The 21583-nt window shown below is 72.9% G+C and carries 20 protein-coding genes; 11 read left to right on the forward strand and 9 right to left on the reverse strand.

The features are described from left to right. Nucleotides 1–121: 121 nt before the first annotated feature. The 9 genes from BS80_RS19435 to BS80_RS19475 all read left to right on the forward strand — a co-directional run bounded on the left by BS80_RS19435 (nt 122) and on the right by BS80_RS19475 (nt 9972). A complete protein-coding gene (locus tag BS80_RS19435; protein ID WP_051966798.1) occupies nt 122–961 on the forward strand; it encodes a hypothetical protein in 840 nt (279 codons plus the stop codon). A gap of 111 nt (nt 962–1072) precedes the next feature. After that, entirely contained in the window at nt 1073–1813 is a 741-nt protein-coding gene (locus BS80_RS19440; RefSeq protein ID WP_198045561.1) for a YcnI family copper-binding membrane protein, read from the forward strand. An 85-nt stretch (nt 1814–1898) separates the two neighbouring features. Then, the gene (locus BS80_RS19445; RefSeq protein WP_035799089.1) at nt 1899–2570 is read left to right on the forward strand and encodes an SCO family protein; all 672 of its coding nucleotides are present in this window, start codon (nt 1899–1901) and stop codon (nt 2568–2570) included. Next, nucleotides 2570–3052 (forward strand): copper chaperone PCu(A)C, encoded by a 483-nt coding sequence (locus tag BS80_RS19450; protein WP_035799091.1) that lies wholly within the window; start codon nt 2570–2572, stop codon nt 3050–3052. The genes BS80_RS19445 and BS80_RS19450 overlap by 1 nt, the downstream gene beginning before the upstream one ends. Before the next feature lie 8 nt (nt 3053–3060). Further along, nucleotides 3061–5022 carry a copper resistance protein CopC gene (locus BS80_RS19455; protein ID WP_035799092.1) on the forward strand — a complete coding sequence of 654 codons (1962 nt, stop codon included), beginning with the start codon at nt 3061–3063 and terminating at the stop codon, nt 5020–5022. A 3-nt stretch (nt 5023–5025) separates the two neighbouring features. Then, a complete protein-coding gene (gene efeB, locus BS80_RS19460) occupies nt 5026–6264 on the forward strand; it encodes an iron uptake transporter deferrochelatase/peroxidase subunit (protein WP_035799095.1) in 1239 nt (412 codons plus the stop codon). 110 nt (nt 6265–6374) lie between these two features. Beyond that, the gene (gene pheA / locus BS80_RS19465; RefSeq protein ID WP_035799097.1) at nt 6375–7310 is read left to right on the forward strand and encodes a prephenate dehydratase; all 936 of its coding nucleotides are present in this window, start codon (nt 6375–6377) and stop codon (nt 7308–7310) included. A 581-nt stretch (nt 7311–7891) separates the two neighbouring features. After that, a complete protein-coding gene (serS, locus tag BS80_RS19470) occupies nt 7892–9166 on the forward strand; it encodes a serine--tRNA ligase (protein ID WP_083974916.1) in 1275 nt (424 codons plus the stop codon). Beyond that, a complete protein-coding gene (locus BS80_RS19475; RefSeq protein WP_035799101.1) occupies nt 9163–9972 on the forward strand; it encodes an HAD family hydrolase in 810 nt (269 codons plus the stop codon). Before serS ends, BS80_RS19475 begins: the two co-directional genes overlap by 4 nt. A gap of 67 nt (nt 9973–10039) precedes the next feature. Here the strand turns inward: BS80_RS19475 and BS80_RS19480 are convergent, their stop codons facing one another. Beyond that, complete coding sequence (locus BS80_RS19480; protein WP_232246531.1) at nt 10040–11788, reverse strand: LCP family protein; 1749 nt, start codon at nt 11786–11788, stop codon at nt 10040–10042. Between the two features lie 350 nt (nt 11789–12138). Between BS80_RS19480 and BS80_RS19485 the strand changes: the two genes are divergently transcribed. Together BS80_RS19485 and BS80_RS19490 are read left to right on the forward strand one after the other, a co-directional pair. Further along, nucleotides 12139–12870, forward strand: coding sequence for a FadR/GntR family transcriptional regulator (locus BS80_RS19485; protein ID WP_232246628.1), 732 nt, complete (start codon nt 12139–12141; stop codon nt 12868–12870). A gap of 89 nt (nt 12871–12959) precedes the next feature. Next, nucleotides 12960–14213, forward strand: coding sequence for a CynX/NimT family MFS transporter (locus BS80_RS19490; protein WP_232246532.1), 1254 nt, complete (start codon nt 12960–12962; stop codon nt 14211–14213). A 70-nt stretch (nt 14214–14283) separates the two neighbouring features. Here BS80_RS19490 and BS80_RS19495 read toward each other — a convergent pair whose 3' ends face one another. The 8 genes from BS80_RS19495 to BS80_RS19530 all read right to left on the reverse strand — a co-directional run bounded on the left by BS80_RS19495 (nt 14284) and on the right by BS80_RS19530 (nt 21579). Further along, on the reverse strand, nt 14284–15015 hold the full coding sequence (locus BS80_RS19495) for an ABC transporter permease (protein WP_232246533.1): 732 nt from the start codon (nt 15013–15015) through the stop codon (nt 14284–14286). 43 nt (nt 15016–15058) lie between these two features. Next, the gene (locus tag BS80_RS19500) at nt 15059–15976 is read right to left on the reverse strand and encodes an ABC transporter ATP-binding protein (protein WP_035799104.1); all 918 of its coding nucleotides are present in this window, start codon (nt 15974–15976) and stop codon (nt 15059–15061) included. 9 nt (nt 15977–15985) lie between these two features. Continuing rightward, entirely contained in the window at nt 15986–16909 is a 924-nt protein-coding gene (locus BS80_RS19505; RefSeq protein ID WP_035799107.1) for an ABC transporter permease subunit, read from the reverse strand. Continuing rightward, nucleotides 16893–17849 (reverse strand): ABC transporter ATP-binding protein, encoded by a 957-nt coding sequence (locus BS80_RS19510; RefSeq protein ID WP_035799110.1) that lies wholly within the window; start codon nt 17847–17849, stop codon nt 16893–16895. Before BS80_RS19510 ends, BS80_RS19505 begins: the two co-directional genes overlap by 17 nt. Before the next feature lie 146 nt (nt 17850–17995). Next, nucleotides 17996–18955, reverse strand: coding sequence for a hypothetical protein (locus BS80_RS19515; protein ID WP_035799112.1), 960 nt, complete (start codon nt 18953–18955; stop codon nt 17996–17998). Continuing rightward, nucleotides 18952–19794: a hypothetical protein gene (locus BS80_RS19520; RefSeq protein ID WP_035799114.1), complete on the reverse strand. Its 843-nt coding sequence runs from the start codon at nt 19792–19794 to the stop codon at nt 18952–18954. Before BS80_RS19520 ends, BS80_RS19515 begins: the two co-directional genes overlap by 4 nt. Then, nucleotides 19791–20708, reverse strand: a complete 918-nt coding sequence (locus tag BS80_RS37855; protein ID WP_051966799.1) for a hypothetical protein — start codon at nt 20706–20708, stop codon at nt 19791–19793. Before BS80_RS37855 ends, BS80_RS19520 begins: the two co-directional genes overlap by 4 nt. Then, nucleotides 20698–21579: a hypothetical protein gene (locus BS80_RS19530; RefSeq protein WP_157536388.1), complete on the reverse strand. Its 882-nt coding sequence runs from the start codon at nt 21577–21579 to the stop codon at nt 20698–20700. The genes BS80_RS37855 and BS80_RS19530 overlap by 11 nt, the downstream gene beginning before the upstream one ends. Nucleotides 21580–21583: the final 4 nt, after the last annotated feature.

A 21583-nucleotide genomic window follows, 5' to 3' on the forward strand; every position in this document is an offset into this window, starting at 1 on the left:
AGCGGCGCACACCACGGCGTGCGCGCCGGGGCCGAATGGGGCATTCCTGTGGATTTCCCACCGCGGCCCGACACCACCCCCCGCGAAGCCGATCGAGGCCCGGTGAGATGATGTCCCGGCCATGACTGACCGCCATCCCGCCCCGCAGCCGGGCGCCGCCGACCCGGTGCGCCGGGTCCGTGGTGTCGCACCCGGCGCTGCGCCGGGCGCTGCCCGTGGGGCCGCGTGGGATCTGCGGGCGGTCCGGGCGGTGCCGTTCGCGCTGGTGTGCACGGTGATCGCCGCGGCCGGCCACGACTTCGGCGGCGGCGGCCCGGTGGCCCTGCCTGCGCTGGCGCTCGGCTTCGCCGCGGTCTGCGCGCTGGCCGCGCTGTTCGGCGGTCGGGAGCGCTCGCTGGCGTCCATCGCCGGCGCGCTGGGGATCGGTCAGTTCGGCCTGCACCTGCTCTTCCACACCGTCGACCATCACGCGATGGCCGGGATGACGATGGACCAGATCGCCGGACGGCTGATCTGCAACGACATGCCCGGTGCGACGACCGGCACGCTGCCCGCCGGCCTGACGCCCGCACAGCTGCTGGGCGACGCGGGCGTGGACCCGAGCGCCTACCACGCGGCGGCCGCGCTGCCCTGGTGGCAGTTCGGCCTGACCCCGGCGATGGCCCTGGGCCACCTGGCGGCCGCCGTGCTGGCCGGCTGGTGGCTGCGCCGCGGCGAGGCCGCGCTCTGGCGGCTGGTCCGGCTGGCCGGCGCGCTGGCCCGTGAGGTCCAGGACCTGGCCGCACCGCTGCGCACCGCGCTGCGGTTGGTGGCGGCGCTGCTGCGCGGGCTGCTCGGCGCCGGCGGGGCGCAGGTCCGGACGGCGCGTCCGGACGCGGGAGGCGGACGGCTGCCGCGGGCGGCCGTCCTGCGGCACAGCGTGATCCGGCGGGGTCCGCCGGTGGCGGCGTTCGCGCGCTGACCCACCGTCGGAGACTCTCCGCTGCGGGGTCGGGCGCGCCATGCGTACCGCGTCAGCACCCCTCAGCCCAGGGCACCGGTGTGCCCTGCTTCCGATGGAGAACCCCGCATCATGCGTTCGCTTCCCGCCCGTCGTCTCGCCGCCGTCGCCGCTCTGACCACGGGCACCGTGCTGGCCTTCGCCGCACCCGCCTTCGCGCACGTCACCGTCCAGCCGGGCACCGCCCAGGCCGGCGGCTACACCGCCGTCGCGTTCCGGGTGCCGGACGAGAGCGACACCGCCGGCACCACCAAGCTGGAGGTCACCGTGCCCACCGACCACCCGGTGACCTCGGTGAGCACCCAGCCGCTGCCGGGCTGGACCGCCACCGTCGAGAAGAGCAAGCTCGCGACGCCGGTGAAGTCCGCCAAGGGCGCCACCATCACCGACGCCGTCTCGAAGATCACCTGGACCGCCGACGCCGGTACCAAGGTCGGCCCCGGCCAGTTCCAGGAGTTCAAGATCTCGCTCGGCCCGCTGCCGACCGACACCGACAAGCTGGTCTTCAAGGCCCTGCAGACCTACGACGACGGCACCGTCGTCCGCTGGATCGACGAGGCCCAGTCCGGCCAGCCGGAGCCGCAGCACCCGGCCCCGACGCTGACGCTCACCAAGGCCGACGCCGCCTCCCCCGCCGCGGGCGGGCACCAGATGGGCGGCACCGGCTCGCAGGACGCCACCGTCACGGTCGCCGCGGCCAAGTCGGACGACTCCACCGCCCGCACGCTCGGCGTGGTCGGCATCGTGGTCGGCGTGATCGGCGCCGGCCTCGGCGTCCTCGGCCTGCGCCGCAAGAGCGGCACCGCCTCCTGACCGCAGCCCGCCGGGGCCGTGCGTCGATCCGCACGGCCCCGGCGGGTGACCCCATCCCTCCCTCCGAGCCCCGATCGGACCTCCGATGCCTCGCACCTCCTCCCGCCGCCTGGCCGCCGCCGCGGCCCTCGCCCTGGCCGGCTGCCTCGCCCTGACCTCCTGCGGGTCCGCCGCCGGCAAGACCACCGCCGGCGCGGCCGTGGTCTCCCAGCCGTCCTCGAACTCGCCGTACCAGGGCACCCCGTTGTCCCGGCACTTCGACAAGCCGGACCTGGTGCTGAACGACACCAGCGGCCAGCCGTTCGACCTGCGCCAGCGCACCGCGGGCCGCACCACCCTGCTCTTCTTCGGCTACACCGACTGCCCGGACGTCTGCCCGACCACGATGGGCGACATCGGCGTGGCGATGCAGAAGCTGCCCGCCGACGAGCAGAAGAAGATCGACGTGGTCTTCGTCTCCACCGACCCGGCGCGCGACACCCCGAAGGTGCTGCGGACCTGGCTGGACTCCTTCAACACCAGCTTCATCGGCCTGACCGGCGACCTGGACAAGGTCAAGGCGGCCGCGAAGTCGCTGGGGATCCTGGTCGAGGACCCGATCGTCAACAAGGACGGTACGGTCAGCTCCTCGCACGGCGCGCAGGTGCTGGCTTTCCTGCCCTCGGACGACAAGGCTCACGTGCTGTACCTGAGCAACAGCTCGATCGACGTGTTCAGCCACGACCTGCCGCTGCTGGCGAAGGGGGTGCCGGCCTGATGCCCGGATTCCGAGGGACCGCGCTCGCGGGCGCCGCGCTGGCCACCGTCCTGAGCGCGGGGGCGATACTCGTCGCCTGCGGCGGCGGCAGCGGCAGCGGGGCCGCGGCGGCAGGCGTGAAGCTCAGCGTCGCGGACTCCTACATCCCGATGCCCGCGGGCGACGCCATGGCGGCCGGGTACCTGACGGTCCGCAACACCGGCGGGGAGGCGGACAAGCTGCTGAAGGTGAGCAGCCCGGGCGCCCAGTCGGTGACGCTGCACCAGTCGACCGAGACCACCATGCAGGAGGTCGACAGCCTCCCGGTCCCCGCCGGGGGCACGCTGCAGCTGGCCCGGGGCGGCAACCATCTGATGATCATGGGGTGGGCGAAGCCGCCCGCCCTCGGCGACAAGCTCGAACTCGACCTCACCTTCGAGCACGGCGGAACGATCGCCGTCCAGGTGCCGGTGGAGCCCCTCACCTACCGGCCCGGGAGCTGACGAGAGACATGCGCAAGACGAGGGCGATCCTGGTAACGGTCGGTGCGCTGCTGGTGCTGCTGCTGGGCGGCGCCGGGACGGCCTCCGCGCACGCGGCGCTGCTGCACACCGACCCCGAGCAGAACTCCGTGGTGGCGACCGAGCCGGCCGCCGTGACGCTGACCTTCAGCGAAGGCGTCACGCTGGACTCCGACGCACTGCGGGTGCTCGACCCGGCCGGCAAGGCGGTGGACACCGGGAACCCCGGGCACGCCGACGGCAAGGCGGACACCGCGACGATCGGGCTGCGTCCGGGCCTGGCCAACGGCACGTACACGGTGGCCTGGCGGGCGATCTCGGAGGACTCGCACCCGGTCGGCGGGGCGTTCACCTTCTCGATCGGGGCGCCCTCGGACACCTCGGTCTCCGCCTCGCAGGTGCAGGGCGCGAAGGCCGACGACGTGGTGGCCGCGCTCTACGGCACCGCGCGGACGGTGGCCTACGCGGCCTACGCGCTGCTGATCGGGGTCGCCGCGTTCGTCCTGCTCTGCTGGCCCGGCGGCGCCGCGGTGCGCTCGGTGCAGCGGCTGCTGATGACCGGCTGGGTCGCGCTGCTGGCCTCCACGGTGGCGCTGTTGCTGCTGCGCGGGCCGTACGAGCGCGGGACGGGGCTGGGCCAGGCGTTCGACCTCTCGCTGGTGCGCAGCACGCTGGACGAGCGGCTCGGCACCGCGCTGGCGGCCCGGCTGCTGCTGCTGGCCGCGGCCGGGGTGTTCCTGTCACTGCTGGTGGGGCACCTGGGACAGCTGGCATCGGCGCCGACGGCCCGGGCGGCCGAGCCGACCGGCGATGCCGAGGAGGACGAGCTGCGCCGGCTGGAGCTGCGCGCCTCGACGCGTCCGCAACGGGAGGCCCGGCTGGCGCTCGGCGTCGGCGGGCTGGTGCTGGCGCTGGCGCTCGGCGCCACCTGGGCCGGGGCGGACCATGCCGCCGTGGGGATCCAGGTGGGGCTGGCGCTGCCGTTCGACATGCTGCACCTGCTGGCGATGGCCTGCTGGCTCGGCGGTCTGGTCACCCTGCTGGTCGGGCTGCGGCACGGGGTCGGGGCGCCGGAGATCGACCGGTTCTCCAAGGTCGCCTTCGGTTCGGTGGCGGTGCTGGTGGCCACCGGGATCTACCAGTCCTGGCGTGGCGTGGGCTCCTGGAGCGCGTTGACGGACACCGAGTACGGGCGGCTGCTGCTGATCAAGATCGGCCTGGTGTTGGTGATGCTGGGCCTGGCGTGGTTCTCGCGGCGCTGGGTCACCCGGCTGCGCGGGGCGTCGGACGAGCCGGATGCGCCGGATCACGCTGACAGCGCTGACGAGGCGGACGGGCGGGAGCAGGAAGTCGGCCAGGCCGACGACCCGGTCCGTCGGGCCCAGCTGGAGCGCCAGCGCGCCGCGCTGGCCTCGGCGAAGGTGCGCCGGGCCCGGGACGGCTCGCCGGTGCGGGCCGGACTGCGGCGCGCGGTGCTGGCGGAGGCCGGCGTGGCGGTGGCCGTCCTGGTGGTCACCACGTTGCTGACCAACTCGCCGCCCGGCCGGGTGGCCTCCGCCGCCGCCGCGACGGCCGCCCCGGGCGCGACCGCGCCCGTCGGCACCGGGCAGCCCGTCGAGCTCAAGCTGGCGTACGACACCGGCGGCACCGGGGCGGGCGCCAAGGGCACCGTGACGCTGAGCATCGACCCCGCCCGGACCGGCGGCAACACCGTCAAGCTGGTCGTCAGCGACACCACCGGACAGCCGGTGGACGTCCCCGAGGTGCAGCTGTCGTTCACCCTGCCGGACCGCGACCTGGGCCCGCTGCCGGTCGTGCTGGCCAAGTCCGCCACCGGCACCTGGAGCGGCACGGCGCAACTCCCGCTGGCCGGCGACTGGGTGGCCGCCGTCGTGGTCCGCTCCTCGGACATCGACCAGACCACCCAGACCAAGTCCGTGAAGATCGGCTGAACCATGACTCCCAGCACGACCGGCGCGTTCTCCCGGCGCGCCCTGCTCGGCAGCGCCGGGGCCGGCCTGGTGGCGGGCGCGGCGGGCGGCGCGGCCGCCACGTACGCGACCGGGCCCGCCGCGGCCCGGACCGGCGCGGACCGCGGCGCGGGCCTCGGCGAGGGCCGGGTCGACCCGCACGGCCCGCACCAGGCCGGCATCCTCACCCCCCAGCAGGCCCGGGTGCAGCTGGCCGCCTTCGACCTGGCGCCCACCGCCGGGCGGGCCGGGCTGCAAGCCCTGCTCAAGCGCTGGACGGTGACCATCGCCCGGCTCACCGCCGGTGAGCCGGCCGACCAGGACGAGAACCAGATCGCCCTGGACGCCGGGCCCTGCTCGCTGACCGTCACGGTCGGTTTCGGCGGCTCGCTCTTCGACAAGGCCGGGATGCAGGCCGCCCGGCCGGCCGCACTCGCCCCGCTGCCGGACTTCCCCGGGGACGCCCTGGACCGCTCGCGCGGCGACGGCGACCTGTGGCTCCAGGTCTGCGCGGACGACGCGCTGGTGGCCTTCCACGCGCTGCGGGTGCTCCAGCAGCAGGCCGCAGGCACCGCCGCCCCGCGCTGGCAGTCGGCGGGCTTCAGCCGCACCCCGGGCGCCACCGCGCAGCCCAGGACCGGGCGCAACCTGATGGGCCAGATCGACGGCACCAACAACCCGAAGCCGGCCGACGCCGACTTCGCCACGCGGATCTTCACCACCGGGCCCGACTGGCTGACCGGCGGCTCGTACCTGGTGTTCCGCCGGATCAGGATGCTGCTGGACGACTGGGAGAACCTGCCCACCGACCGCCAGGAGCGGGTGATCGGGCGGCGCAAGTCGGACGGCGCGCCGCTCTCCGGCGGCACCGAGACCACCGCCGTGGACCTCGCCAAGTCCAACCCGGACGGCACCCTCGCGATCCCCGCCGACGCGCACATCCGGGTCGCCGCGCCGGCCGCCAACAGCGGCGCGGCGATGCTGCGGCGCGGCTACAGCTACGCGGACGGCGTGCTGGCGGACGGTTCGCCGGACGCCGGTCTGCTGTTCCTGGCCTTCCAGGCGGACCCGGCGCACGGATTCGTCCCCGTGCAGCGCAAGCTCTCCCGGGGCGACGGGCTGTCGAAGTTCCTGCGGCACGAGGCGAGCGGGCTCTACGCGGTGCCCCCGGGCGTCCCGGCCGGCGGCGCCGGCTACCTGGGCCAGGCGCTGCTGGAGGGCTGAGCGCGTCCAGCGTGGTGCCCACGGGGTGGACGAACCGCTCCGCGTGCGGGCCCGAGTGGCTAAGGTGGCAGGTCTGGTATCGCTGTGTGAAACCGTCCGGAAGGCACGAAATGTCGGCCACCCGCTACACCTACCTCGGGCCCCAGGGCACCTTCACGGAGGCCGCCCTGCACACCCTGCCCGAGGCGGCGACCCGGGAGCTGGTGCCGCTCACCTCGGTGCAGGCCGCGCTGGACGCCGTCCGGTCCGGTGAGGCCGCCGGGGCCTTCGTGGCGATCGAGAACTCGGTGGAGGGCGCGGTCACCACCACCATCGACGAGCTGGCCACCGGCACCCCGCTGATGATCTACCGCGAGGTGCTGCTGCCGATCAGCTTCGCGCTGCTGGTCCGCCCGGGCACCACGCTGGACGACGTGAAGACCGTGACCAGCCACCCGGTCGCCCAGCCGCAGGTGCGGCACTGGATGCGGGCCCACCTCCCGGAGGTTCGCTGGGAGGCCTCCGCCTCCAACGCCGACGGCGCCCGGCTGGTGCAGGAGGGCCGCTTCGACGGCGCCTTCGCGGGGGAGTTCGCCGCCGCGCTGTACGGGCTGGAGCCGCTGGTCACCGACATCCACGACGCCGCGTACGCGACCACCCGGTTCGTCCTGGTCGGCCGGCCGGGGCGGGTCTCCTCGCCGACCGGCGCGGACAAGACCTCCATGGTGGTCTGGCTGCCGGACGACCACCCCGGCGCGCTGCTGGAACTGCTGCAGGAATTCGCGGTGCGCGGGGTCAACCTGATGCGGATCGAATCCCGGCCCACCGGGCAGGGACTCGGGAACTACTGCTTCTCGATCGACTGCGAGGGCCACCTGACCGAGCGGCGGGTCTCCGAGGCGCTGATGGGGTTGCGGCGGATCTGCCCGCAGGTGCGGTTCCTCGGCTCCTATCCCCGCGCGGACCAGCGGGACCCGTCCGCCCGCCAGCCCGGGACGTCGGACGACGATTTCGACCGCGCGGCCGACTGGCTCGCGCGCTGCCTGGACGGCCGCGCCGAACTCTGACGCCCGGCCGGACGACGCCACTCGACGCCACACGACGCCACGGCCGGTTCGTTCGCCGGTCGTTCATGTCGCGCCCATCCGGGTGACACCGCCCGGGAAGCTGGTCAGCGCCCGGCCACGCACCGTCATCCACAGGCCGGTGAACTGGCCCGCTGCTCATCCACAGGCCGTTCTGGGGCAAGTTATCCACAGGCCTGGGGATGAGTCGACAAAACGGCATAGCTACTCATGAGTCCGGTCGGATCATCTCCTAGTGGGCGGGATCGGACTAATCACACCAGAGTCACCCTTCCGCCTTTAAATCACCCGCCCGAGTGGGTAAATTAACTCAGCCGAGCTGCTTATTTCAGGTTTCAAACCTTGGAAACCTGATTTCTGGATCCAGGATTCTCTCAGGAACCACAATCCACAGGCCACCTCCCAGCCCTGTGGACAAATGAGGCCCCGCAGCCGCTGTGGGCAAGTTATCCACAGGATTGGGGTGGTTATCCCCAGGGCGCGGAGGCCGCGGTGGACAGCGCCGGGCCGATCCGGAAAAACAGGTACCGGCCGGTCGCTCCCGCCCCGGTAGGCTGTGGCCCGTGATTGACCTTCGCCTGCTTCGTGAGGACCCTGACCGAGTGCGCGCCTCGCAGCGCGCCCGTGGCGAGGACGTCGACCTGGTCGACGCCCTGCTCTCCGCCGACGAACGGCGCCGGTCTTCGAGCACCCGTTTCGACGAGCTGCGCAATGAGCAGAAGACGCTCGGCAAGCTGATCCCCAAGGCCCAGGGGGACGAGAAGGCCGCCCTGCTGGCCCGCACCGGCGCGCTGGCCGCCGAGGTCAAGGCGGCGGACGCCGAGCAGAGCGAGGCCAAGGACGAGGCCGAGCGCCTGATCCGCTCGCTGGCGAACCTGATCGACCCGGCGGCCCCCGTCGGCGGCGAGGAGGACTTCGTCACGCTGGAGGAGATCGGCACCCCGCGCGACTTCGCGGCCGAGGGCTTCGAGCCCAAGGACCACGTCGAGCTGGGCCAGATCCTCGGCGCGATCGACACCGAGCGCGGCGCCAAGGTGGCCGGATCGCGCTCCTACTACCTGACCGGCGTCGGCGCGCTGCTGGAGCTGGCCCTGGTCAACATGGCGATGGCGCAGGCCACCGAGGCCGGCTTCATCCCGATGATCACGCCGAGCCTGGTCCGGCCGGCCGCGATGGACGGCACCGGCTTCCTCGGCCAGGCCGCCGAGAACGTCTACTTCCTGGAGCAGGACGACCGCTACCTGGTCGGCACCAGCGAGGTCCCGCTCGCGGCGTACCACATGGACGAGATCCTGGAGGCGGGCCAGCTGCCGCTGCGCTACGCCGGCTTCTCCTCCTGCTTCCGCCGCGAGGCCGGGACGTACGGCAAGGACACCCGCGGCATCATCCGGGTGCACCAGTTCGACAAGGTGGAGATGTTCGTCTACACCACCCCGGAGGAGGCGGAGGCCGAGCACCGCCGTCTGCTCCAGTGGGAGAAGGACTTCCTCAACGCGCTCGAGCTGCCCTACCGGGTGATCGACGTCGCCTCCGGCGACCTCGGCTCCTCGGCCGCGCGCAAGTTCGACATCGAGGCCTGGATCCCGACCCAGGGCAAGTACCGCGAGGTCACCTCCACCTCGAACACCACCGAGTACCAGTCCCGCCGGCTCTCCATCCGGATGCGCGAGGAGGGCAAGGTCCGCCCGCTGGCCACCCTGAACGGCACCCTGGTCGCCGTGCCGCGCACCATCGTGGCGATCCTGGAGAACCACCAGCAGGCGGACGGCTCGGTCGTCCTCCCCGAGGCGCTGCGCCCCTACCTCGGCGGCCGGACCACGCTGGACCCGGTCAAGTGACCGTCCAGGGACTGCCGTACCGGTTGGTCGCGACCGACCTGGACGGCACCCTGCTGACCTCCACGGGGACGACCGTCTCCCCCCGCACCCTCGCCGCCGTGGCCACCGCCACGACGGCGGGTGCGGTGCACATCGTGGTCACCGGCCGCTCCGCGGTCTGGTCGCGGCCGATATTCGACCAGATCGGCTACACCGGCCTGGCGGTCTGCGGGCAGGGTGCGCAGCTGTACGACGCCGGGGCGCACAAGCTGCTCACCTCGATGACGCTGGACCGCACGCTGGCCGCGACGGCCGTCGCCAAGATCGAGGCCGAGATCGGCCCGCTCGCCGTGGCGGCGAGTCAGGACGGCCTGGACGGCGCGGTGCTGGAGATGGCGACCTACCAGGCGATCGGGCACCTGCCGACGGTCCGGGTCGACACCTTCGCCGAGCTGGTCAGCGCGCCGATCGGCAAGCTCTACATCCAGTGCCCGGGCTATGGGGACGACGAGTTGGGCGCGATCGCCGCGCAGCTGGCCGGCCACCTGGTCGGGGTCACCGTGGCCGGGCCCGGCATCGTCGAGCTGCTGCCGCTGGGACTCTCCAAGGCCACCGGACTGGCCATCGCGGCCCGTCGGTTGGGCCTGAAGGCGGCGGACACCATCGCGTTCGGCGACATGCCCAACGACCTGCCGATGTTCCAGTGGGCCGGGTACGGGGTGGCGATGGCCAACGCGCACGAGGAGTTGCTCGCGGTCGCGGACGAGGTCACCGCCGGCAACGACGAGGACGGCGTCGCGCTGGTGCTGGAGCGCCTCTTCGGCTGATGCGGGATATCGGACGGGCCCGCTGCCAGGTCGGCAGCGGGCCCGTTCGCGACTAAGACCGACCGGCCTAAGGCTCAGCCGTAGGAGACGTTGCTGCAGGGGTCGTCCGCGGCTGTGCGGCCGGCGTCGCTGATGCTGGTCGGCAGCGGGGCCGGGGCCGCGGGGCGCCCGGGGAGGCGGCACCGGCCGCCGGGGCGGAGCCGCCGGCGGTGGCCGCGTAGTCCTTGCCCAGGGTCAAGGTCAGCCCGGCCGCGCTGCCCTTCTCCAGCGTCGCGCCGGGGAAGAGCTGGGCCAGCGACTGGGCGGCCTGCGCCGATGCGGCGCCGTACTGGATCACCGTGGTGTCGTGGGTCTGCGCCGGCGCGTTGCCCGTGCCGGAGACCATGAAGTGGGCGTCCTTGAGCTTGGCCGAGGCCGTGGTCGTCAGACCCTTGGTCGTGGTGCCGTTGAGCACCATGACGTGGGCGCCGGCGCCGTTGACGTCCGCGGCGGCGGCCGCCGGGGCGGAGGCCGGCGCGGCGGGCGAGGCGCCGCCGGAGGGCGCGTCGGGCTGCTGGCCGCCGCTGGCGTCCTGGCCGTCCAGCGTCTGGTCGGCCTTGAGCGCGGCCCACAGCTTCTCGACGTCGGGGTGGACGAGGTCCACCCGCTCCTTGTTGTAGCGCCAGGGCGTGGTGATGAACTTGATGTTCTTCAGGTCGATGCTCTTCATCGACAGCGCGAAGGAGAGCAGCTTCGCCGCCGTGTTGAGGTCCGGGTCGACGGTCAGCGACTTGGTCGCGGCGTCGGCCAGCGGCAGCAGCGTGGTCGGGTCCATGCCCTTGCCCTTGACGTCCTTGATCATGGACGAGAGAAAGGCCTGCTGGCGGGCCATCCGGCCGATGTCCGAGTTGTCGCCGATGCCGTGCCGGATCCGGACGTAGTCCAGCGCGGACTGTCCGGAGACCTCCTGGAGCCCCTTGGCGAAGACCTGCTTGCCCTTGTGGCCGAGGTTGGGGTCCAGGTCACCCTGGTAGACCGCGTTCGGCAGGCAGACCTGCACGCCGCCGATCGCGGCGGTCATCGTGGCGAAGCCGTTGAAGTCCACGACCATGGTGTGGTCGACCCGCATCCCGGTGAGGGCCTCCACCGTGTTCTGCGTGCAGGCGGGGTTGCCCTTGTCCGTATTGCCCATCGCGAAGGCCGAGTTGAACATGGCACTGGGCTGCTTCGCGGTCCACTTGCCGTTCACCAGGCAGGGCGGTATCGCCACCAGCGAGTCGCGCGGGAAGGAGACGCCGACCGCGTGCTTGTGGTCCGCGTAGACGTGCAGAAGGATCGTGGTGTCCGAACGGGCGCCCGCGTCACCGCCGCCGCCGAGGTCGCTGTTGCCGTCGCCGCGCGAGTCTGAGCCGATCAGCAGGACGTTGACCGGCTTGTCACCGTTGGCGTCGGCCGCGGCCGCCGCCGGGCGGTCCTTGCTGATGCCGGCCTTGTCGAAGGTCGTGATGTTGCCGTTGAGCTTGTAGTAGACCGCCCCGCCGCCGGCCGCGACCAGGACCACCGCCGAGGCGGCCGTCCAGGCGACGATCTTCTTGGTGCTGCGCTTCTTCTTGCCCCCGCGCCCGGTGCTCCCGCGCCCGCCGCCGCTGCCGCCGCGCCCGTTGCCCCCGGCGCGCCCGCCCCGCCCCTGGGCCCGCCGTGCCTCGGCACGCCCGCCCGTCCGCGGCTGCTCGCCCTCGGACGGAGCACGCTGCCCGGGCACCGCGCCGTACGAGGCGTCCTCCTCGCGGTACAAACCCGCGTCGTGGTCGGACGCTCCCGCCCTATGGCCTGACATTGGTACACCCTTCACCGGCGGCATGATCAGCCACGCGCTGTGGCAACGCTCGGCGCCCTCCGAATGTCCCGCGCCGCCTGAGCGGGGCCGGTTTCATCGCGTACAGACACATGGAGCTCAGCGGAGCATATAAAGGCATGATCGCGAAGTCACGACGCAGGGGGACCGCCGGACATCGCAGCAGGTCAGCCGCAGGGTCTCGCGACCAGGTCGGTGAGGGCGGGGGCGGCGGAGCATTGGCTGTTCGCACCGGAAGTTTCGACGGACCCCGGGATGAGTTGTAGGACAACTGGTTGTAGGATGACCGGGCAAGCGGTCGATCAGGGTGGGTTCGAACAGGAGGTGGCGTGGTGACCAGCGGAAACGACAGTCTGCACGCCACCGGGCGGCGCTCCCTGGTGGACCTCACCATCGAGCAGCTGCGCGAGCGGCTGGCCGCCGGGACCTGGGCGGTCGGGGAGCAGATCCCGACCGAGCACGAGCTCGCCGAGCGGTTGCAGGTGGGGCGCAACACCGTGCGGGAGGCGATCCGGGTGCTGGTGCACGCCGGGATGCTGGTCTCGCGGCAGGGCGAGGGCACCTTCGTCCGCAGCACCAGCGACCCCGCCTCCGTCCTGCGCGGTGTACAGCGCTCGGGCGTCCGCGACGTGCTGGAGGTCCGTGCCGCGCTGGAGGCCGAGGCCGCCCGGCTGGCCGCCGTCCGGCACACCCCCGAGGACCTCGACCGGATGCGGGCCGCGCTCGCCCGGGAGGCCGAGGTGATCGCCTCGCACACCGAGCGGGTCGAGCGGGAGGCCACGGTCGAGCACGACCTGGAGTTCCACACCGCCATCGTCGAGGCCGCGCACAACCCGGCACTGACCGAGGTCTACCGCTACTTCAGCGCCTCCGTCCGCGAGTCCATGCGGACGGCCTTCGGCGACCACGAGATGCCCGAGGTGGTCGTGGCCACCCACCAGGCCCTGGTCGACGCCATCGCCGCCGGCGACCCGGAGCAGGCCGAGGTCGCGTGTCGCGCCCTGCTGGCCGAGCCGACGGCCGCCGTCGAGCAGCTGCTCGCCGAGTTCGCGGCCCGGAAGTAACGCACGGCGCGTCCGTCCGCCGTCCGTCCGTCCGTTGTCTTTCCCTGCCGCCGTTTCCCGGCGCAGGCGTCTCCAGAAAGTGCACCACCTTGTCGATCACCCGTGCCCCGCAGCCGGTGCTCACGCCGGTCTCCGCCGTCCGCACCAAGCTCGCGCACCCCGCCCTGCTGCTCACCGGGATCCTGCTGGTCGCGCTGAACATGCGGGCCTGCCTGGCGGCCATCTCGCCGATGGTCGGGGAGATCCAGCACACCTTCGGCCTCTCCTCCACCGCGAGCGGGCTGATCACCACCGTGCCGGTGCTGTTCCAGGGCATGGGCGCGCCGCTCACCCCGCGGCTCACCCGCCGCTTCGGGACCGAGCGCGTGGTGCTGGGCGCGGTGCTGGTGCTCGGCGCCGGCGTCCTGCTGCGGGTGCTGCCCTCGGTGGCGGCGCTGTACGCGGGCTGCGTGGTGATCGGCGTGGCGATCGCCGTCCTGAACGTCTCGATGCCCGGACTGGTCAAGCGGGAGTTCCCGGCGAAGGCCGCGGCGATGACCGGGGTCTACTCGACCACCATGCTGGTCGGCGCGACGCTGGCCGCCGGGACCTCGGTGCCGCTGGAGCACGTGCTGGGCGGCGGCTGGCGGGCATCGCTGGGCGCCTGGTCGCTGCTGGCGCTGGTCGCGGCGGTGGCCTGGCTGCCGCAGGTGCTGCGCTCCCGCCAGGAGAGGGCCGCGGTGGCCGCGGGGCCGGTGGCGGCCACCCCGGCCGTGGCGGCGGCGAAGCCGATCAGCGGGCTCTGGCGGACGCCGCTGGCCTGGCAGATCAGCCTCTTCATGGGCATCTCCTCGTTGATGGTCTACACCCTGGTCGCCTGGATGCCGACGATCCTGGCCGACCACGGCATGAGCCGGGACGAGTCCGGCCTGGTCTTCGCCTACAGCAACCTGGTGCAGGTGTCCGGCGCGTTCCTGGTGCCGCTGATCGCCGGCCGGATGACCCGTCAGCGCGGGCTCGCGGTGGCGATGGCGGCGCTGAACGCGGTCGGGGTCAGCGTCCTGCTGCTCGCCCCGGTGTCCGGCGCCTGGGTCTCGGCCACCGTGCTCGGCGTGGCGCAGGGCGGCTCGCTCGGGCTGGCCCTGGCCTTCATCGTGCTGCGGACCGGCAGCGCGGCCGGGGCGGCGCAGCTCGGCGGAATGACGCAGGCGGTCGGCTACCTGATCGCCGCCGCCGGGCCGGTGGGCGCGGGTGCGCTGCACCAGCTGACCGGCAGCTGGACGGTGCCGCTGGTGCTGCTGCTGGTGCTCGCGGGTGCCGCGGCCGTCGCGGGCTGGGGCGCGGGGCGCGGCCGGACGCTGTAGCAGCGGGACGGTGGGGGCGGCGGACGGCAGGTCCGGGGCGGGCGGCGGGCCTGGGGGCGGCCCTCCGTCGTCAGTCGTCCGAGGACAGGGTCAGGCCGGCCAGCTTCACCGAGGCGAGGACGATGGCCCCCGCGGTGGCCACCAGCAGCAGCGGCACCGCGGTGCCCAGCGCCACCTCCGCCGTCAGCGTGCCGTCCGAGGCCACCGCCTTGGCAACCGCGAGACCCCACTGCTGGACGCTGAGGGTCCTGGCGCCCTCGACGAAGTTGCCGATCAGGCTCTCCCAGATCAGCGCATACGCCAGCCCGATCACCACCGCGTTGCGCGAGACCACGCCGAGCAGCAGGAAGAGCGCGGCGTAGGCGGCGCCCGCCACCATGGTGCCGAGCGTGAGGGCGACCGCCAGGCCGTCCTTGGTCCCGTACATCAGCAGGCCGCCCAGCAGGGTCGGCACGGCGGAGAACAGCCAGATGGTGAGCACCGCCACGGTGAGCTTGGTGGTGACGATCCGCCAGCGCGGCAGCGGCTTGGCCAGCAGGTAGACGATCGAGCCGTCGTCGATCTCGGTGGCGATCACGCCGGTGCCGACCACCAGACCGAGCAGCGGAACCAGGGTGCCCAGGCCCAGCCGGGCGAGGATGGTGACGGTCAGCTCGTGCATGTCGCCGTTCGAGGACGCCGCGACGGCCGACATCAACAGCAGCAGCGCCGGCGCGACCGCCAGCAGGATGCCGCGCCGCCTGCCCAGCAGACCTCGGACGGTCAGCCGGGCGACGGTGCCCTGCACTGGGGATTGCAGCACGGGGGTGGATCCTTTCGGTTCGGACGCGCAGGTGGGGAACGGGTCAGGAGGAGACGAGGTAGGAGAAGACGCTCTCCAGGGACTCGTCCGCCGGGGAGACGGTGAGGATCCGGATCCCGGCCTCCTTCGCGACCCTGGGCAGCAGGGTGGTGAACCCCTGGAAGTCGATCGCCTGGACGCGCAGCGCCCGCTCCTTCCAGTCGAGCTCGATCCCGGCGGTGGAGGCGTCCGCGATCAGGGCCGCGGCCAGCCGCCGGTCGTCGCTGGAGCGCACCAGGTAGCGGTGCGGACGGTCCGTCATCAGCCGGCGGATCCGGTGGAAGTCGCCCGAGGCCGCGTGCCGGCCGGCCACCACCACCTCGATGTGCCGGGCCAGCTGCTCGACCTCCTCCAGGATGTGCGAGGAGAAGAGCACCGTGCGGCCCTCGACGCCGAACCGGCGCAGCAGGTCCATCAGCTGGATCCGCTGGCGCGGGTCCATCCCGTTGAACGGCTCGTCGAGCAGCAGCACGGACGGATCGTGGACCAGCGCGGAGGCCATCTTGACGCGCTGCTTCATGCCCTTGGAGTACGTCCCCGTCGGCCGGTCCTGCGCGTACTCCATGTCGACCAGGGCCAGCGCCCGCTTGGCGGCGCCGGCCGGGCCGATCAAGCCGTGCAGCTCGGCGTTGGCGAGGACGAACTCCCAGCCGGTCAGGTGGTCGTACATCGACTCCCGCTCCGGGACGAGCCCGATCTCGCGGTAGACCTCCTGGTTGCGCCAGATCCGCGCGCCGTCCAGCGTGACCGTGCCCGCCGAGGGGGCCAGGAAGCCGCTCATCAGGTGGATGAGGGTGGACTTGCCCGCGCCGTTCGGCCCGAGCAGGCCGGTGACACCCGGACCGATCGACATCGAGACGTCGTTGACGGCGACCACGTTGCCGAACCAGCGGGAGACCTTGTCGATGGTGATGACGGCCATGACGCCCTCTCAGATTTTCCGGTAGCGGCGCAGCAGCAGGGCGTACGCACCGGCCACGATGACGACCATCTCCAGCCCGAAGACCACCGCGCCGAGCGTCCCGGGCGTGTCACCGAAGCTCGACGACGACGACTGGACCAGGCCGCACACGTGGTTGACGAAGCGCTCCACCAGGTCGCTCGGCGAGATCAGGAAGGCCCAGTCGGCAGAGGAGGCGGCCGTGGGAGGACCGCTCTGCACTGCCTCCACGACGCCCGCCACACCGCCGCTGACCACCAGGAAGCCCATGATCGCGGCCACCCCGAAGCCCCGCCGCGGAGTGCTCGCCGCGATCAGCAGGCCGACCGCGGACAGCACCACGGAGTACAGCAGCGCCGCCAGCAGCCCGTAGCCGAGGTGGGTCGTGTTGTGCCCGAAGTCCAGGCCCGCCAGCAACGCGCCGACGTACAGCACCAGCAGCGGGAGCACCGTCACGATCAGCATCGCCGCGACCATCGCGGCGGCCTTGGCCCGCACGTAGTCGCCGCGGGTGATCGGACGCGAGAAGTACAGCGGCACCGTGGCGTTGCGCAGATCGCGGGAGAGCAGCACCGGCGCCTGGGCCGCCAGGAAGATCTCGCTGAAGAGTCCGAAGGTGGCGAGGTACTGCGGGTAGTCGATCGGCTGGTCGGTGCGCTTCATGAGGACGGTCACCGCCACCAGCACGGCCGCCGGCACCACCATCGCCGCCAGGATCAGCATCGGCAGGACCTTGGACCGACCCGACCGGCCGAGGCCGAACGCCCCGCGCAGCCCCTGCACGAAGAGCGAGCGGGTGGCGTACGCGCGGCCCAGCCGCGGGCCCTGGTAGCCGCGGTAGCCGATGTCGTGGATGACGCCGGCGCCGCTGCGGGCGGCCGTCGGGGTGTCGGCCGGTTCAGACGGTGCGGACATCGGCTGCCTCCTGGGTGAAGATCTCGGAGACGCGGTGCCTGCGCTGTTCCAGGCGGACCAGGCCGAGCCCGAGGTCGGCGACGGTGTCGCGGATGATGTCGTAGGTCTCCTCGCCGGCGATGTCCACCAGGAGGATCCGCGCGCCGTCCGTCCGGACGGTCAGCCCGGCGGCGGTGAGGCGCTCCTGGACGGCGGCGTCGGCGTCGAAGCCCGCGTCGTCCGGCCGGTCGGTGACCTCGACGGCCAGCAGTTGGGTGGCCTCGGTGAAGGAGGCGGTGGAGGACGAGCGGAGCAGTCGGCCGCCGTCGATCACCACCAGGTGGTCGCAGGTCCGCTCCAACTCGCCGAGCAGGTGGGTGGTGACCAGCACCGAGATGCCGAAGTCGCTGTGCACCCGGCGGATCAGCGCGAGCATGTCGTCGCGGCCGACCGGGTCGAGGCCGTTGGTCGGCTCGTCCAGCAGGACCAGCCGCGGGTCGTGGACCAGGGCCTGGGCGAGCTTCACCCGCTGCTTCATGCCGGTGGAGTAGCCGCCCATCGGGCGGTACCGCTCCTCGTACAGGCCGACGTGCCGCAGCGTGTCCGCCGTCCGCTCGCGGGCGGCCGACGCCGGCAGTCCGGACATCCGGGCCATGTGCACCACGAACTCGGTGGCGGAGACGTCCGGCGGCAGGCAGTCGTGCTCGGGCATGTAGCCCACCAGCTCGCGGATCGCCGAGCCCTCGGTGGCGATGTCCAGCCCGAGGACCTGGCCGGTCCCGGAGGTGGCCGGGGCCAGGCCCAGCAGGATCTTGATGAGCGTGGACTTGCCTGCACCGTTCGCCCCCACCAGCCCCACCACGCCGGGCTGCACCTCTACGGTGAGCTGATCCAGCGCGGTGACGGAGGGGAACCGCTTGGTGAGGCCGTCGGTCCTGATGACCGGGGACGAAGTGGACACGGTGCGAACCTAGTCCGTACCCGCGACCGGCCGCATGAGCTGGGATGACGAGGGGTCGATCATCCTCTGGGATGAGTGGACCGGGCCTGCCCCTAGGGGTCCTGGGGACGGGCCCGGACCGGTCGCGAACCGGCCGACCGAGGCGGTCAGTTCAGCAGGTCGGACTGCAGGGTGACGACCTGTTGGAAGGGCTGGTCGCCGACGCCGACCGGGTTGGTCATCAGGACGGTCGCGACGATGTCACCCGATTCGAGGTAGGCGAACCGGCCGACGGGCTGTGTGCCGCCCGTGCCGCTCTGGCCGCTGGCTCGCGGGAAGGCGTCCGAAAGACCGCTCAGGGGCGTGTCGTTCGGCACGGTCATCGGCTGCGGGACGTCCTTGGGCGCGCTCCTGGTGGTGAGTTCGAGGTAGTACTGGTGGGCCTCGTCCTGCGAACCGAAGCTCTGCAGCCACAGCTCGGTGCGGGTGCCGTCGGCCGCTGCCGTCCACACCTGGGTGGCGGCGGCGCGGCAGGCGTTCTCGGTGACGATCACCGCCAACTGGGCCGGGTTGGCGTCCAGTTTGGCGAAGTCGCCGCAGGCGGCCCAGTGGGCGGTCGGCTGCGCGGCGGTGGCGGCCGGGGAAGGGGAGGCTGACGGTGAGGAAGTAGGCGAGGGGGAGGAGGACGCGGCGGGCGCGGCGGTGAGCACCGGAGTGACCGCGCCCTTGGGCGGGGGCAGTACCAGGCTGCGCAGATCCGCGTAGTGGCGGTGCCCCTGGTCGCCGGCGGCGGGCGTGGACCTGCCGGACGGCAGCGGGGGCAGCGTCAGCGGCGCGAAGCTGTAGCGGCCGTCGTTCGGCGTGGCCAGGCCCGGGATGTCGGTCCGCGCGGGGGCGGTCACGCCGAAGGCGGCGGCCGTGCCGCTGCCCACGAGGAGCAGGACGGCGGCGGTCCAGCGCACGACGGTGGCGGTGCGCGGGCGACGGCGTGCCGAGGGCCGGTCGGGCTCGGGCGCCTCGGTTTCGAGGGTTTCGAGGGTTTCGAGGGTTTCGAGGGTTTCGAGGGTTTCGACGGCTTCGACGGGCTGGTCGGGCTCGGTCTCGGCGGTCGGGTTCTGCTCACTCATACGGTCGCTCCGGGAAGGGCCAGCCGGTCGAGCTGCTGACGGAAGACGGACACGGCCTCGGCCTTGGGCAGCGGCGCGACGCCTGCGACGTGCAGTTCGACCAGCAGGTCGCCGACGGCGGCCGTGCAGTCCAGCTCGTCGATCGGATCCCCCGGCTCGGCCGGCGGCAGGAAGCAGTGGGCTTCGGGATGGCCCGGCACCTCCGGCCCCAGCCGGAACAGGCCGGTCTCCGACCCCAGCGCGCCCTCGAAGGCGCTCTCCGCCTCCACCGACTTCTGGTTGAACTGGCTGAGCCGCAGGTACAGCGCCATGTCACCGGTCGACGAGCGGAAGGTGCGCACGCCCTCCCCTTTGACCTTCATCCCCTGCAGGACGCCCTTGGCCTTGTCCCGCTCGGTCTTGGGCAGGTCCTTGACGCTGTCGTCGAGGGCGGCGGCGACCTGGTCCGGCGTCAGCTCGGCGTCGTTGCCCGCGGCACCGTCGTCCGGACCGAGCTTGTAGCCGGCCGGGACGGGGAGGAGCAGGTCCAGCAGCGAGCCGAAGTGGGTGCCGTTCGCCTGGGCGCCGTACGGGTGCGGCTGCGCGGGGGCGGCCGCGACGCCCTGGGGGGCGGCGGCGGCCGCGGCCTGCGGGGCGTCGTCGTACGTCACCTTGATGATGCCGACGCCGATGCCCACCCCCGCGAGGGCGGCGGCGACGACGGCGGCGGCCACCCGCAGGGCGAGCCCGCGACGTCCGCGTGCGGACGCTGGGGTGGGCTCCGGGATGGGCTCCGGGACGGCGTCCGGCGCAGGGACCGCGTCCGGGACGGGGACGGTGGGGTTCTCCAGGTCGCTCATGCCAACTGCTCCCACTGCCGCTGCGCGATGTCCTTGACGTCGTCGGCGCCGACCGCGGAGGAGGAGAACTCCTCGACGCTCACCAGGACGTTGCCCCGGCGAGCCTTGGCGAGCGCGTAGTAGTACTGAGTCGTCGTCTCGGTGTAGGTCAGCGGCTTCTCGTACACGCCGAAGCCACCCTCCATGCCGTTGGCGAACGGGTGCGACACCATCCCGCCCAGGCCGGTCACGTCCGTGATCGCCGTGTCCGCGTTGTCCGGGCCGTACTGGGTCAGCTTGACCAGGTACTTGGCGTCGCCCTTCTGCCAGGACACGACCGCCGCCCGGCGCAGCCCGTCGCCCAGCATGAGCCGGAACTGCATGGCGGAGTCGCCCCGGCTGCGGGCGAGGTCCGCGACGGAGATCCAGCCGTCGCCGTCCAGGGACCCGAAGTCGTCCCAGTCCTGGGCGTCGGCGGGCTTGCTGACCAGCAGCTTGCGCAGGTCACCGTCGATGGCGAGCGGCTTGGGCGCGGCGTCGGCGGCGGCCTTGGCGTCGAGGACCGTGTTCGGGTAGTGCGGCAGGACGCTCAGTTGGAGCGGCGGCAGCGGGGTCGGCGGGCGGTTCGCCTGGATCGCGTAGCCGACGCCGCTGCCGATCACCGGGCCGAGCAGCAGGGCGGCGACCAGCAGCAGCGCGGTACGGGGGCGGCGCCCGCGCGCCGGCGGCGGCGGCTCGACGGCCGGCTCATCGAGCACAGTCTCGGGCGCGGCGGCGGGCGCGGCGGCGGGCGCGGCGGCCGTCTCAGCACCGGTCTCGGCGGCGGTCTCGGTGCTCAGGGAGGGCTCCAGCGCGGAAGGAGAGGATTCAGGGGAGTCGGGGGAGTCGGCCGAGTCAGCGGTCGGGCCCTCGGCGGGCGTGGGCTCAACCGGCACTGGAGAGCCGATCGCGCTGACGCTTCATCGCATCCGTGAGCAGCGCCTTGTCCGGGTCGCCCTTCACGTCGACGCTCACCTCGTACTCGACGTCGCCGACCGAGGAGACGCCGATCAGGTGGCCGGAGAACGCCTGCTGGTCGGGCTTGAAGATGTAGCCGCGGCCCCCGCTGTCGCCGTCCAGGTCGAAGCTGTCGCCCTTGGAGAAGGTGGCGTTGGCGGCGAACTGCCTGGCGTTGGAGGCCGAGGAGAAGCGCATCAGCCGCGCCGAGACCTCGACCCTGCCGTCGACCGTGCGGTACTTGCGGTAGACGCTCTCCTGGTAGCCGTAGGAGTCCAGGATGCTCTTGATGTCCGTGGAGTCGCTGTAGTCCTTGGCCACGTCGTCGGCGGTCAGCGCGGCACCGTCGGCCGAGCCGTAGGACTCGCCGCCGTCGGGGATCGGGACCAGGAAGTAGCGCAGGTCGCCGCCGTGGGTACTGCCGCTGACCGTGCCGTGCAGCGTGCTGCTGGGCGACGGGACGAGCGACTGGGAGGGGACGGGGACCGGCGCCGCGCTCGCGGTGGGCGCGGCGGACGGGGACGCGCTCGCGCCGGGGACACCCGCAGCGGCCGGGGCGGTGGCGACGGTGTGCCGGTGGTCGGGCTTGCCGACCAGCACGGTGACGGCGGCACTGCCCGCGGTGACGGCCAGCAGGCCGAGGGTGGCCAGCGTGACCACCGCGGCCCGCGGCAGCCGACGCGGCGCGGGCGCCTCGGCGACCGGCGCGGGGTCGGACACGGTCTCGGGCTCGGGCTCGATCTCGGGCACCGGGACGGGCTCGGGCTCGATCTCGGGCACCGGGACGGGCTCGGGCTCGATCTCGGGCACCGGC

Source organism: Kitasatospora mediocidica KCTC 9733, from assembly GCF_000744225.1.
Classification (GTDB): domain Bacteria; phylum Actinomycetota; class Actinomycetes; order Streptomycetales; family Streptomycetaceae; genus Kitasatospora; species Kitasatospora mediocidica.